This is a genomic window from Bosea sp. NBC_00550 (assembly GCF_026020075.1).
Classification (GTDB): domain Bacteria; phylum Pseudomonadota; class Alphaproteobacteria; order Rhizobiales; family Beijerinckiaceae; genus Allobosea.
In genome coordinates this window covers 3313018-3326080 of sequence record NZ_CP102772.1, presented here as the reverse complement: position 1 = coordinate 3326080, position 13063 = coordinate 3313018, and the positions used below count along the sequence as shown (strand labels likewise).

Sequence of the window (13063 nt, the reverse complement as noted above, 5' to 3'; positions counted from 1 at the left end):
CTGCAGCGCATAAGGACCGCGGCGAGGGGCGCCGCGGTCCTTGCCGCCGACGAGTTCTCAGTCTGTGCGCTTTGCGGTGGCGCGAATTACTACGTCGGTCGGGTCCGGGATCTTCTCCCGCCCCATTGCCCGGACAAACGAGTAATAAATTGCCTCGATCGATCGCCCCGCTCGATGGGCTCCCAGCGCTTCCCAAAGGGAGCGCTCGCTCTCGGCCACGGCGTAAGCCACCCGGCGTACTGAGCGCTCCTCGACGGTGTGCTCGTCATCGCTCATCAGTTCGGCGAATAGTTTTAAGGTGGCCGCCCTCGTCGTGGCGTCCCATCCCTTCCGCATCCAGAACAGGGTACCGAGGCCGACCTTCTGGTCTCTGGCGCCGATACCGGCACCGCCTGATGGACGTGGCGACGGTTCGAGAAGCAGGCCAACCCTGCCGTTGTTAAGGTCGAGGAGCCGCAGGGCAAGTAACTGCTGTTGATGGCCGGCAAGCAGGCCGGGGTTGGCGCATAGCAGTTGCGCGGCGACGCGGCGCACGACCGCCACTTTCGCCGGGTCCGTCTCGATTTCATACTCCGTCCAGGCGTCAATCATTGCGCCGCTGTTGTCGGCCTCGGCGGCGAGCACAGCACGTTCATGCGCGCGCACTGGCTCGGCGAGCATTTGGAACAGGTCGAGCACAGCGCGCACCTGTCCTGCTGCCTTGTCCCTTTCCGCCGGATCGCTGTTCGTCAGGAAGCAGTTTAAGTGATGGTCGAACGTCGCGCCGAGGTCCGGCCCTGTAGGAGCGGCGTCCTCCTCCGTCTCGCTCATCGGTGCGCTCCCGGCGCAATGGCATTCGGAGGGGCCACAGAAGACATCAGTGCGCTGACATAGCTTGCCCACGAGTCTAGGGCTTCCCGCTTCTCTCTCGCGTAGGTTGCCCGGTTGTAGATCCCCGCAACGCCGGCCTTGTGTCCGGAGATGTGGTTGAGGAGCGCTTCGATCACATGCGGCAGGACGCCGAGATCGCCCATGCGGGTCGCTGCCGTCCTGCGGAGGTCGTGTAGTCGCCACGGCCTCACTGTTGCGCCGGATTCAGCGATGCGCCGGTCGAGCGCGGCCTTTGCATTGCTCCATCCTTGAAAACCGCCTTCACCGTCGCCGAACACAAGAGGTCTTCCGTCCCGAGCCGGAGCAGCCCGAAAAAGCGCGAGGGCCTCGGCGCTCAACGGAACATCGTGCGGGCGGCCATTCTTGGTGCGCTCCCTCGGAATAGACCACAGTTCCGTCTCGGCATTGAACTCGGTCCAAGCCATACCGCCGACCTCCTCACGCCGCTGAGCGGTGAGGATCAGCAGACGGACGATGCGGCCGTGGTCATCGTCCCGACAGGCTTGCCAGACGGCTCGGAGCTCGGCGTCCGTGAGGACGCGGTCTCGCTTGATCTCGTTCGTTGCCCTGTTCGTTCCGATGACCGGGTTTGTATCGACGAGACCCTCACCCATGGCCCACGTGAACAATGTGGAGAGGGAAGCCCGAGCCCGGTTCGCGGCGAACCTGCCGTTCTCCTTGGCAATCTCGCCCAGTCGGGCGGCGACAGTTGCCCGTTGGACCCGTTTGATGGGGAGTTCCTTCAAGGGCGCCCAATGACGAGTTAGGTGGCGCGAGACCTCTTCGTAGCTGCGGGCTTTCAGATTGGGTTTGGCCCGAAGCTCGAGATATTGCCTAGTGACAGCACCGAGTGTTACGGCCGCCCCCGCCCGGTACTCGGCCTTCTCAGTTTGGGGGTCGCTCCCGAGCTGCGCCTTGGCCAGTATCTCCTTGGCGGCCTTCCGGGCCACATCGGCATCGAGCGCCTCGAGGTTTCCTAGTGTAACCCGGCGCTGCTTGGAACCGACGCGGTACTGAACCACCCAGGCCCTCTTCCCCCCCGCGCGAAGGCGGAGGCCGAAGCCAGGAAGGGCGTCGTCAAACACGATATAGTCGGATTTGCCGGCTGGCAGTGTGAGCCGGGCAACGTTCTGCCGGATAAGCTTCAAGACCCCTCCTTAGATCACCAGCCATCGAGCAACTGGGAAGCGCATGGGAAGCGGCTTCTTGGCGGCTAGAGACTACTCCTGATCATTTAACTCAGAGGGTATGCCGGTCTTTTCAAGAGCTTGCAAGGTCTTTGGAGTCTCCTGACATCTTAAGTCCATTCAGAGCCGCAGACTACGAATCTGAGGGTCAGAGGTTCGAATCCTTTCGGGCGCGCCATTACTTAGCTCCTTTTGAGGAGCGCCGCTTGCCGGGCGGTTTACGATCCTGCATTCAGCTTGGTTCCCGGATTTCCGCTTTACGCCGAGGTCGATGACGTAGTCGATCTTCCCCTGTCCGTTGTCGGGGAGGCCGCGGCGTTCCGCCCGCCGGCGATAGATGTTGGCGGCCTTGTCGGTCGCGTGCTCGATCTCGGCCAATCTCTGCATCTCTGGCGCCAGCCATTTGCGAGTTCGACGCCGCGCGCATGGCGCAGGCCGTGCAGTGCGAGCCTGAACGCATCATTTCATCAACGAGATGCGTTCGGACGGCATCAGGCGGGGAATTTACTCTAAAACCGTTCTAAATCATTGTCATTGCAGGGAAATCTTTGAGCCGCTATTCACGGGCATCCTGAAGTTGAGGGCGCTGACGGCAATCCGATGCGTTCCGAGCCATCCGATTCGCCCTGACCATGTCCCACGCCAACCCAGATGGCTTTCAGAAGCGGATTGAGGAAGGCCGAGCGGTGCCGCTTGGCAGTCCACTCATGCGCTTCGCGCGCATGGCGAGGACGCCATGAGCTGGGATCTGCAGCATCTGTTCGCGAGCTACGCCCGCGACATCAACCGCTTCCTGCGCAGGCGTGGGCATAGCCTGGAAACGGCCGAGGACCTGACGCAGGATACGTTTGTGCGCGTGCTGGCGACGCCGCCGTCGGAGACCGGCCTCAACCACAATCCCCGGGCCTATCTCTACCAAGTCTCGCGCAACCTCAGCATCAATCATCATCGTCGCGAGAACATCGTTCCCTTCACCGATCTCTCGACGGACGAGATCGCGAAGGTCGCCGATCCCGCGCCTTCACCCGAGCGGATCGTCTATTCGCGCCAGTGTCTCATGCAGACCCAGCGGGCGCTCTCGGAGCTGCCTGAGCGGACGCGTCTGGCGTTCGAGATGCATCGGATCGGCGATCGCACGATCGCCGAGGTCACGCGGGAACTCGGCCTGTCGAATGCGCGGACCTGGGGCCTGATCCATGAGGCCTACCGGCACCTGCTCAAGCAAGTCGGTGATTTTTGAGCCCTTCGCTCAAGCGAATTTTTCCGCCGCTCGTTTGTTATAGATGGTAGGCACGCGTCATCGGCTTTCGGCCGCGGCCCGCCGAAGGACGACAGATGAGCGCAACGGACCACGATCAGGACAGACTGACCGACGAGGCCATCGACCTCGTGATCCGCCTCCAGAACGACCCCGGCAATCCAGTCTCGAGCGAGATGATCCGCGCGTGGCGCGCCCGCAGCCCCGAGCACGACAGAATATGGGCGCGCGTGGCCAGGCTTCACGGAGCCGCCGGCAAAGTCATCACCGAGCGTCACAGGAGCGAGCGCGGCGAGGATATCGAGCCAAGCCGGAGGCTTCTGCTCGTCGGCGGCGCGATCGGGCTCGGCGCTCTCGGCGCCGGCTACACGATCCTGCCCGAGATCATGTTCCGCAACCGTGCCGACCATGCCACCGGCAAGGGCGAAACCCGCATGCTCGCCCTCCCCGACGGAACCAAGGCGATGCTCGGCCCGGACAGCGCGCTTTCGTTGGATTACGGCGAGGCCCGCCGCAGGGTCGAGCTCCTGCAGGGCATGGCCTTCTTCGAGGTGATGCGCGAGCCGGCGCGGCCCTTCGTCGTGAGTGCGGGCGAGCTTGCGGCCACCGCATTGGGAACGGCCTACGACGTGTCGAACGATGCCGGCGTCGTCCAGGTTGCCGTCGATCACGGCGTGGTGGAGGCGGCGCTTCCGGGCGCGAGGTCGTCAGCCGCCCTGCGGCTCGGGGCCGGCGACTGGATGAGCTTCGATCCGTCGTCGAACAAGGTCGAGCGCGGCAGGCTCGAGGCCGGACAGATCGCCACCTGGCGGGACAAGCTGATCATCGCCGAACAAGAGACGGTGGCGACGCTGGTCGCCCGGATCGGGCGGTGGATTCCGGGACGGATCGTCATGGCCGACCCGTTCATCGGATCGCAGCGCGTCAGCGGGCTGTTCGACCTGAACGACCCGGTTCGCGCCCTCGAAGCGGTCGTTCATCCGGCGGGAGCGCGTATCCGCCAGGTGTCCTCCTTCGTCACGATCATCTCCCCCATCTGAAAATTTCGCCGCGACGGTGAAAATCCCGCGCCCCCGATTGTAACAGTGATGGGGCTGGCACGACCCGCGCGATCAGGCGCCGCCAGACTCCGGGACGATCAACTGCGGAGTGGCTTGGTATGGGGTTCGGGGCTGGAGTGTCCGTCGCTGCGGTCAGGCGAAGGAGGTCGTTGATCGCGACGCTGATGATGACGGCGATCGTCACCGGCGTCGTCGGCTTCGACAGCAGCGCCCGAGCGCAGAGCGTGACGCAGTCATCGTTCGACATTCCCGCAGGACCGCTCAATCGTACATTGACCGCATTCGGCCGCCAGGCAGGGCTTCAGGTCACCTATCTCGCGAGCGCCGCCGCGGGAAAGACGTCGCCCGGCCTTTCGGGGCCCGCGACGCGCGAGCAGGCCATCGCCCGCATCCTGCAGGGCACCGGATTGTCCTACCGCTTCACCAACGCCACCACCGTCGCGATCTCCCCGCAAGGAGCGGGCTCCGGCGCAGCTGCCGCCGGAGACGGCTCCTTGCTTCTGGACACGATCGAGGTCCAGGGCCGGACCGAGAGTGCCTGGGGGCCGGTCGACGGCGTCGTGGCGCATCGCAGCGCCTCCTCGACGAAGACCGACACCTCGCTGCTGGAAACGCCGCAATCCGTCTCGGTCGTGACCGCGGCACAGGTCACACAGCAGGGCACGCAGTCGATCGGCGAGGCGCTGCGCTATACGCCGGGCACCTATAGCGACATCTACGGGACGAATACGACGCGCGACCTCATCCGCATCCGCGGCTTCTCGCCGAAATTCTATCAGGACGGATTGGTTCTGCCTTACGGCATCGGATCCCAGGGCACGCAGACCGAACCGTTCGGCCTGGAGCGCATCGAGGTCCTGCGGGGCCCTTCATCGGTGCTCTACGGACAGAATCCGCCCGGCGGCATCATCAACATGGTGAGCAAGCGACCGCTCGACGAGCCGCGCCGCGAAGTCTTCGTCCAGGCCGGTAATTTCAGCCGCCTGCAGGCGGGCTTCGACGTCAGCGGCCCGGTGACGGCCGACAAGAGCCTGCTCTATCGGGTGGTGGGTCTCGGCCGGAACAGCGGCACGCAAGTCGATTTCGCCGACAATGATCGCTATTATTTCGCGCCGAGCTTCACCTGGAGACCATCCGGCGCCACCTCGCTGACGGTTCTGTCATCCTTCCAGCGTGATCGGGCGGGCATCGCCGACCAGTATTTCCCAGCTGCCGGCACGCTCTACGCCAATCCGAACGGCCGCATCCGCACGAGCACCAATATCGGCGAGCCATGGCTCGACAAGCTCGATCGCAAGATGACTACGATCGGGTACGAATTCTCGCACGCCTTCAGCGACAATCTGAGCTTCCGCCAGAATGCCGGCTACAACTACGCCGAAGTCTACAACGCCTCGACCTTCACGACCGGCATTCTCGCCGACAACCGTACGATCACGCGCCGCTTCAGCACGATCGACCGCACGCTCCGCTATTTCTCGATCGATAATCAGCTGCTGGCGAAGATCGAGACGGGGCCGCTGCGGCACGAGATTCTCATCGGGCTGGACCATCGCAATACCAGCGAGTACGCCCTGAATGGCGGCGTCCTGCCGGCGCCGAACCTGAACGTGTTCGCGCCTGTCTACGGCCGGCCGTTCAACGCATTCAGCTTCAACCAGAACTATCGCGACTTCGTTCGGCAGACCGGCGTCTATGCGCAGGACCAGATCCGCCTCGACAAGTGGCTGCTGACCCTGAGCGGACGGCAGGATTGGTCCAAGACGGGCCGGACCAGCTATTTCCCGACCCGGTCGAAGACCGAGGCCGATGATCGCGCCTTCACCGGGCGCGTCGGCCTGAGCTATCTCTTCGACAACGGTCTTGCGCCCTATGTCAGCTACTCGACCTCGTTCGAGCCCGTCAGCGGCGCGACGTCGCCGGCGCGTGGCTCGGAAGCGTTCAGGCCGACCGAGGGCGAACAGTTCGAGGCCGGGTTGAAGTATCAGCCGAGCTGGTTCGACGGGCTCTTCACGGCTGCGGTCTTCGATCTGCGCCAGACCAACGTCTCGACGACCGATCCGCTGGATACGCGCTACAGCGTCCAGACCGGCGAGGTGCGCGCACGCGGCTTCGAATTCGAGGCGCGGGCGAACATCACCTCATCGCTCAGCGTCATCGGCTCCTACTCCTACACCGACACCGAGATCACCAAGAGCAACGTCGCCGCGCAGCTCGGGCGCGTCCTTCCCTCGACGCCGAAGGACCAGGCCAGCCTCTGGGCGCAGTACGCGTTCAAGGAGGGTCCTTTCAATCGCCTCTCGATCGCCGGCGGCGTCCGCTATATCGGCGCGACCTACGGCGACGCCGCCAATCTCTGGCGCGTGCCGGGTTACACTCTCGTCGATGCCTCGCTGACGCTCGACCTCGGCAAGATCTGGCAGCCGGCCAAGGGCGCCACCTTCCAGGTCAACGCCAACAACCTCTTCGACAAGGAGGTCGTGAACATCTGCTTCAATGCCTATAGCTGCATGATCGGCCAGCGGCGCACCGTGCTGGCGACCCTGCGCTATCAGTGGTGACGCGGCGCATGCCGACCCGGCGCCGCGCGCTGCTGGCCTTGGCCGCGGGCTGCCTCCCGGCAGCGCCGGGCTTCAATGGCTCGGCCCTCGCCAGGTCGAGCCCGCCGGGCGAGGCCGTACGGGTCGCCTGCACCGACTGGACGGGCGCCGAGACGCTGCTCGCCCTCGGCATCGTGCCCGCTGGCGTCATCGACAGGGCGGGCTACGACCGCACGATGGTGGAGCCGTCGCTGCCGGCATCGGTGGTCGAGCTCGGAGCGGGCTGGGCGCCCAATGTCGAACTGCTTCAGTATCTGCAGCCCGATTTCATCCTGATCCCGCAATGGTCGGTCCGGTCCCCGCAGCTCGCGCGGATCGCTCCTGTCGTCGTTCTTCAGAACCGGAGCGAGACGCTCGACGCGATCGATACCGCGAAACGGCAATTGCCGGAGCTGGCGGAGCGCTTTGGCGCGCCCCGTGCAGCCCAGGAGATCATCACCCGCTTCGACGAGGAGCTGCAGGCGATCCGAGCCTCCCTGAGCACCTGGGACGATCGGCCGATCGCCTATCTCAACCTCAATCCGGACGGCCGGAACGTCTCGATCGCCACCGCCACCTCGCTCTTCGAAGACGTGGCGCGCCGGCTTGGCCTGAAGAACGCGTGGGGCCGGCAAGCCAATGTCTGGTCCTTCTATGTGACAGGTGTCGAGCAACTGGCGAGCATCCCCGATGCGCGATTGATCTATGCCGATCAGGGGGCCCGGACGGAGGCGGCGCTGCGTCGCCTCGCGGATAACAGGATCTGGAACAGCCTGCCGGCAGTGCGCGAGGGACGGATCAGCCGGATCCCGGCGACCTATGCCTATGGCAGCCTGCCCACGGCCCTCAGGCTCGCCCGCATGCTTGCGCAGGACGCAAGCCGCCCTGCCGGATCGCCGGCTCATGGCTGAGATCATGCGGCCGTCACGGCCGGCTCTCCATCCGTATCCGTGGATGCTGGTCTTGCCGCTCCTCGCGCTCGCCGCGGCGAACACGGCGGTCCTGCTGCTGCGTCAGGCGCCGCCATCGCATTGGCTTGCTGCGACCTTCCAGCCTCAGGACGCGTCGATCAACGACCTGCTGATCGCCTACAGCCTCGCGCCGCGCGCGGTGATGGCTCTGCTTTGCGGCGCGGCGCTGGGTCTTTCGGGCAGCATCTTCCAGATGGTCCTGCGCAACCCGCTTGCGGAGCCCGGCACGCTCGGCGTCTCGGCCGGCGCAAGCCTCGCGCTGGTTTCCGCGACGCTCTGGCTGCCCGAATTGCTGGAATGGGGGCAGGAGCCGATCGCGCTCGCCGGCGGCAGCCTGGGTTGCCTTGCGGTCTTCCTCATCGCCCGCCGGCAGGGTTTCGCCCCGACCGCGCTGATCATGGCAGGTCTGATCGTCAGCCTCTATTGCGGAAGCCTCGCCGCGCTCGCCGTCCTGTACAATCACGACAACCTCACAAACCTGTTCATCTGGCAATCCGGAGCGCTCTTCCAGAGCGGATGGAGCGGCGTGCTCTACCTGCTGCCGCGTCTCGCCCTCTCCGCACTCTTGGTCTTTGCGGCGCTGCGCCCACTCGCATTGCTCGAACTCGGCGACCAGACGGCGTTGGCGAGCGGGCTCAAGGTCCGCAGCATCAGGATCCTCATTCTCGCCATCGCGGTTCGCCAGCGCGGTGGGGATGATCGGTTTCATCGGGCTTGCCGCACCGAACCTGGCCCGGTTCTGCGGCGCGCGCACGGCCCGGCAACGCCTCATCTGGGCGCCTGTCATTGGCGCCGGGCTGCTCTGGTCGGCAGACAGCATCGTGCAGCTCCTGGGCCTTGTGATGAGGGAATTACCCACCGGCACCGCCACGGTGCTCCTCGGCGCTCCCTGTCTGCTCATCCTCCTGATGTACAGCCGGCAGCACGTCCGGCCACCGGGCAACGAACCGGCTCTGCGTCGTGTCCCGCACGCCGGCGCCCGGCTTTTCGGCCTGGCCGGATTGCTCGCGCTGTCTTTGGGGGTGGCGCTGCTGGTCGGGCGTGGGCCCGATGGATGGGAGATCACCCCGCCGCTCGTCGATCCGCATGCCGTGCTGCAATGGCGCTGGCCCCGTGCAGTGGGTGCGCTGGCCGCCGGTGGCCTGCTGGCGCTCGCGGGGGCCGCGCTGCAGAGGCTTACCGCCAATCCGATGGCGAGCCCCGAGGTGCTCGGGCTCACCTCCGGCGCCGCACTGGGCTTCATGGTTCAGATCATGCTCATGCCTGCCCAGTCGGCCGGAACCGGCCTTGCCGGAGCGGGCACAGGCGCTGCCCTGACGCTCGCCGCGCTGCTGCTGATCGGATCGCGAGCGCGTGGTGGGCCGGAGCGCAGCCTCCTCGTGGGAGTCTGCCTGGCGACGCTCAGCAGCGCCATCGCCACGGTTCTGCTGTCGACCGGCCATCCGGCGCTGCGTGGCTTGCTCGGTTGGCTGTCGGGATCGACGGCGGGCGTCGCGCCCTGCGCGGCGATTGCGGCCATGCTCGCCCTGATCGGTGCATTGGCGGTGTTGCCGATGTTGCTGCGCTGGCTCGCGATCTTGCCGCTTGGGCAGGCCACCGCGGGGGCGGTCGGCGTGTCCGTCGGGCGAGCCCGCGCGATCGTCCTCGCCTACTGCGCCGTGGTGACAGGGGCAGCGACATTGCTGATCGGGCCGCTCGGCTTTGTCGGGCTGATGGCTCCCCATATCGCGAGGCGCTTCGGCTTCTCGGCTTCGGGAAGCCAATTCGTCGGGGCCGTGCTTGTCGGCGCCTCGCTTCTCGTTATCTCCGACTGGATCGGACGCGTCGCGATCTTCCCATGGGAAATCCCGGCGGGATTGGTCTCGGCGTTCGTAGGCGGGCCCTATTTCATGTGGCTCATGCAGAGGCGCGGTTCATGAAGGCCTCGGGCATCATCCACAATCCCGGACGCGGGACATTCCGCCGGCTCCAGGTCCTGCGCGCCTGGCGGGTGACACCCCATATGCGGCGGGTCGTCCTAACGGGGCCGGAGCTGGCAGGCTTCTCGTTCTATCGCCAAGGCCTCGGGCCCTATGTGAAGCTCCTTGTTCCCCCGCTGAATCTCAAGGATCCGGGCTGGCCGCGCATCGGAGAAAGCGGGGCGATCGAATGCCCCGTGGATCAGCGGCCATCGGTGCGCACCTACACGGTGAGAGATTTCGACGAGGAGCTGCAGGAACTGACCATCGATTTCGTCCTGCACGGTGACGAGGGCCCGGCCTCGCGCTGGGCGGCCAAAGCCGAGCCCGGTGACAGCATTGCGCTCCTCGAACGCGGCTTCTCCCATCCCTATGGCGTGGATCGCTACGTCTTCATCGGCGATCACACGGCCCTGCCTGCCATCGCCCAAAGCCTGGAGAACCTCCCTGACGACAGCAGGGGTGAAGCCGTCATCTGCCTGGGGGATGACGAGGACAAGCAGCATCTCCGCGCTCCGCCCGGCTTGTCGGTAACCTGGTTGATCGGCGAGAAGACGATCGAACTGCCGTCTTTGATGAGAGATCTGAAGCTGGCGTCTGCCGAGCCCGGTGAATATCTGTTTCTCTGGGTCGGAGCAGAGGCCAGGCTTGCGCGATTCCTTCGCAGCCATGCCAAGGATGGCCTATCTCTGCCCAAGGATCAGTACTCGATCCTCAACTACTGGCGGCGTGGATTTGCCGAGGGTTCGTTTGAGCGCAGTGGCTGAATGGCTGCCACCACCGCCTTCAGCATTCCTGCGATCCGCGGCTCCGCGTCAGATCCGGACGTTGGGTTCCGCCAGGGGCGGACATATCCTGTTGCCAAGCGGCGGCCGGCCTCGCGCGGAAGCCAGCCCAAGCTCCGCCCCCTTCATTCCGTTGCCCACTGGCAAATCTTGAAGTTGCCCTTCCTGCGACGCATGTCGAGGTGAAGATGGTCCTTGTGAGAGCTGTCCGAGCCTGGGCCCAGAACGGTCGTGAAGCGTGCGCAGGCGCTCTTTTGCACGTGCTCTCGTAATGCGCTGGTCCCATCGTCGCGGTTATTGTTGAACATGACGCTGCGATTGTCCTGAAGGACGAGACCGCTCAAATCCATTGCGTTTCCGCTTGCGTGTTCGCTGATTGGAGCCCCGGCGGCGCCATTGCGCGGGCGGCAGGCATGACCGCCGACACCAACGAGGCGGGAGAGCTTGCTATTCGCCGCAGCCGCAGCGGGCGAGAGATCGTCGCGCACCCAGTCGACAATATCGAGCGCGAAGGCGCATCGAACCGTGATCGCGCTGTCGAACTCGACCTTGGACCCATCAGGCATTGTCACGGTGCGGAAGCTCACCGGATCCTCGATGCCGCACTCGCCGCTCGTGTTCTCCGCAGCAATTGGAAGTGAAACGCCTCCACGCTCCTCGAAGCGCGCGATGCAAGCCGATCCTGCCGCCGGCTTGTCCGCTCCGTTTTCGGCGGGCTTTTGCGGCTCCGGCGCGGCGGGTGGAGCCAGATCGGCAGGGCGTCGCGGTGGCAGAGGCGCAACCATCTGGGCCGGCAGTCGCGGCGAGGCCGAAGACGCAGCTTTCGCACCGCCGGCACGATCTCTGGCCTCGGTTGCGGACACCCAAAAGCAAGGAAGCGCGCAGAGGCCGCCTGCGATCAGAAGAGTGCGCCACGAACGCGGACGACGCATGCCGATCAATCGACGAAGCGAACCGCGACGCCCGGCTTAACCAGATCGGCCAGCTCTTCAGCATCCCAATTCGTCAACCTTACGCAGCCATGCGAGGTCGTCTTGCTGACCTTGGATGGTTCCGGCGTGCCATGGATTCCGAATGTCGGCTTCGACAGGGCGATCCAGACGGTCCCGACGGGACCATTTGGACCGGGCGGCAGGACGAGCGTTTCGGTGTTCTTGCCCTGCTGGAAATTCTTCTCGGGATCGTAAGTATAATTCGGGTTCCTCGCGACTCGCTCAACGGTGTATTCGCCCGATGGAGAGGGGTTGTCCTCGCTGCCAATGGTCGCCGGGTAGCTCGCCAGCACTCTGTCTTCCGCCCCGAAGACAATGACCATCCCCGTGCTCTTGACCGCGTCGATCCGCAGAGCGGACCCGACTTCCGGCGCGCGACGCGCCGATGCCACCAGGAGACGTGTCCCGGCTTCGGTGAATGATCCGCGCGGATTCAGGGCGTTGAGCAGCGCTTCGCTCATATGGAAACGTTCGCCCAGCATCTCCTGCGGGCTCGTATAGGACAGGCGCTTCATCTTCGCCTGCCTGGCATAGTCGCGGGGGATCGCGTCGGCAAAATCGTAGGACGCGTCCTTCGCCGACAGCGTGTATTCGGCGATCACGTCACGAATCGTGTCCCCGCCGAGACTCAGCCAGGCCAGTTCGTCGATCTCATCGCCTTCGGGCAAATTCTGCTGACGCCGAAACTGCGCGACAGCCTTGCGAAAATTCTCGCCGTCGACACCATCGATGACCCCTGGGGAAATGCTGCGGCGGCTGAGCAGGATCTGCGCCTTTGCCACAAAGGGAACCGGCCCCACTTCGACCTGCGTGTTCCTGTCGGCGAAGGTTACCGCATTGATCTCGTCAGCCGTCAGGGCAAACGCAGGCAATGCCAACAGGATAGCTGCCGCAAGTAATGACCCGACAAGCGAGGTTATCAGCTTCTGCAGTTGCACATAAGCGCTGCGCGGCAGGTCGGTTTTCATCTGCACCCCAAGAGCCGTTAGAAGGCTCAAGCCATACCGATGAAGCGACCAGATGTTCCACGAGGACTGCAGCCCGACTCGAACAATCGAATTCAGGCGTTCAAACCGGACTGCGACGACCGCGTCTCAGGTCGTGCTCATGTCCGAATGCCGTTGGCCGCTGCGCCGGCATTTGCCGGCGCCGCCGTGGAACCGACCGAGCGAGATAGGCCAGGGCGCATGTCACCATCGCGACGGCAAGCCCCGAGCAGATGAGACCGGCGGGCGTAATCCGCGCCTTCCCTTGCAGGGTAATGTGCTTGCCGACGCGCAGGTCGAATTCAGACCTGATCTCCTCGGGATGCGGTGGTGCCTCGTCAAGAATGGCTGGTGCGGCATTGGCTTCCGGCATCACAGCTCCAGGGTTTTGGTTCCAGAGTCGGGATGATGCCATG

The 13063-nt window shown here is 64.9% G+C and carries 12 protein-coding genes and 1 pseudogene; 7 read left to right on the top strand and 6 right to left on the bottom strand.

The window, feature by feature from the left end:
* Positions 1-57: 57 nt before the first annotated feature.
* The 3 genes from NWE53_RS16020 to NWE53_RS16010 form a co-directional block, all read right to left on the bottom strand.
* The gene (locus NWE53_RS16020) at positions 58-810 is read right to left on the bottom strand and encodes a hypothetical protein (protein WP_265050373.1); all 753 of its coding nucleotides are present in this window, start codon (positions 808-810) and stop codon (positions 58-60) included.
* Positions 807-2018 (bottom strand): tyrosine-type recombinase/integrase, encoded by a 1212-nt coding sequence (locus NWE53_RS16015; protein ID WP_265050372.1) that lies wholly within the window; start codon positions 2016-2018, stop codon positions 807-809. The genes NWE53_RS16020 and NWE53_RS16015 overlap by 4 nt, the downstream gene beginning before the upstream one ends.
* A 159-nt stretch (positions 2019-2177) precedes the next feature.
* Positions 2178-2435 (bottom strand): hypothetical protein, encoded by a 258-nt coding sequence (locus NWE53_RS16010; RefSeq protein ID WP_265050371.1) that lies wholly within the window; start codon positions 2433-2435, stop codon positions 2178-2180.
* Between the two features lie 358 nt (positions 2436-2793).
* Here NWE53_RS16010 and NWE53_RS16005 point away from each other — a divergent pair, with 358 nt between their 5' ends.
* The 7 genes and pseudogenes from NWE53_RS16005 to NWE53_RS15975 all read left to right on the top strand — a co-directional run bounded on the left by NWE53_RS16005 (position 2794) and on the right by NWE53_RS15975 (position 10651).
* On the top strand, positions 2794-3297 hold the full coding sequence (locus NWE53_RS16005) for an RNA polymerase sigma factor (RefSeq protein WP_265050370.1): 504 nt from the start codon (positions 2794-2796) through the stop codon (positions 3295-3297).
* A gap of 95 nt (positions 3298-3392) precedes the next feature.
* Entirely contained in the window at positions 3393-4355 is a 963-nt protein-coding gene (locus NWE53_RS16000; RefSeq protein WP_265050369.1) for a FecR family protein, read from the top strand.
* A 170-nt stretch (positions 4356-4525) separates the two neighbouring features.
* Entirely contained in the window at positions 4526-6937 is a 2412-nt protein-coding gene (locus NWE53_RS15995) for a TonB-dependent siderophore receptor (protein ID WP_265050368.1), read from the top strand.
* A gap of 8 nt (positions 6938-6945) precedes the next feature.
* Positions 6946-7866: an ABC transporter substrate-binding protein gene (locus tag NWE53_RS15990; RefSeq protein ID WP_265050367.1), complete on the top strand. Its 921-nt coding sequence runs from the start codon at positions 6946-6948 to the stop codon at positions 7864-7866.
* A pseudogene (locus tag NWE53_RS30055) lies at positions 7775-8545 on the top strand (iron chelate uptake ABC transporter family permease subunit); the annotation flags it as partial. The gene NWE53_RS15990 and the pseudogene NWE53_RS30055, both read left to right, overlap by 92 nt.
* Positions 8546-8621: 76 nt before the next feature.
* The gene (locus NWE53_RS15980; RefSeq protein WP_265050365.1) at positions 8622-9845 is read left to right on the top strand and encodes an iron ABC transporter permease; all 1224 of its coding nucleotides are present in this window, start codon (positions 8622-8624) and stop codon (positions 9843-9845) included.
* Entirely contained in the window at positions 9842-10651 is an 810-nt protein-coding gene (locus tag NWE53_RS15975) for a siderophore-interacting protein (RefSeq protein WP_265050364.1), read from the top strand. The genes NWE53_RS15980 and NWE53_RS15975 overlap by 4 nt, the downstream gene beginning before the upstream one ends.
* A 143-nt stretch (positions 10652-10794) precedes the next feature.
* On the opposite strand, the gene NWE53_RS15970 is transcribed toward NWE53_RS15975, so the two are convergent.
* The 3 genes from NWE53_RS15970 to NWE53_RS15960 form a co-directional block, all read right to left on the bottom strand.
* Positions 10795-11454 carry an extensin-like domain-containing protein gene (locus tag NWE53_RS15970; RefSeq protein WP_265050363.1) on the bottom strand — a complete coding sequence of 220 codons (660 nt, stop codon included), beginning with the start codon at positions 11452-11454 and terminating at the stop codon, positions 10795-10797.
* 152 nt (positions 11455-11606) lie between these two features.
* On the bottom strand, positions 11607-12629 hold the full coding sequence (locus NWE53_RS15965; RefSeq protein WP_265050362.1) for a L,D-transpeptidase family protein: 1023 nt from the start codon (positions 12627-12629) through the stop codon (positions 11607-11609).
* A gap of 100 nt (positions 12630-12729) precedes the next feature.
* Positions 12730-13020, bottom strand: coding sequence for a hypothetical protein (locus NWE53_RS15960; RefSeq protein WP_265050361.1), 291 nt, complete (start codon positions 13018-13020; stop codon positions 12730-12732).
* Between the last annotated feature and the right edge of the window lie 43 nt (positions 13021-13063).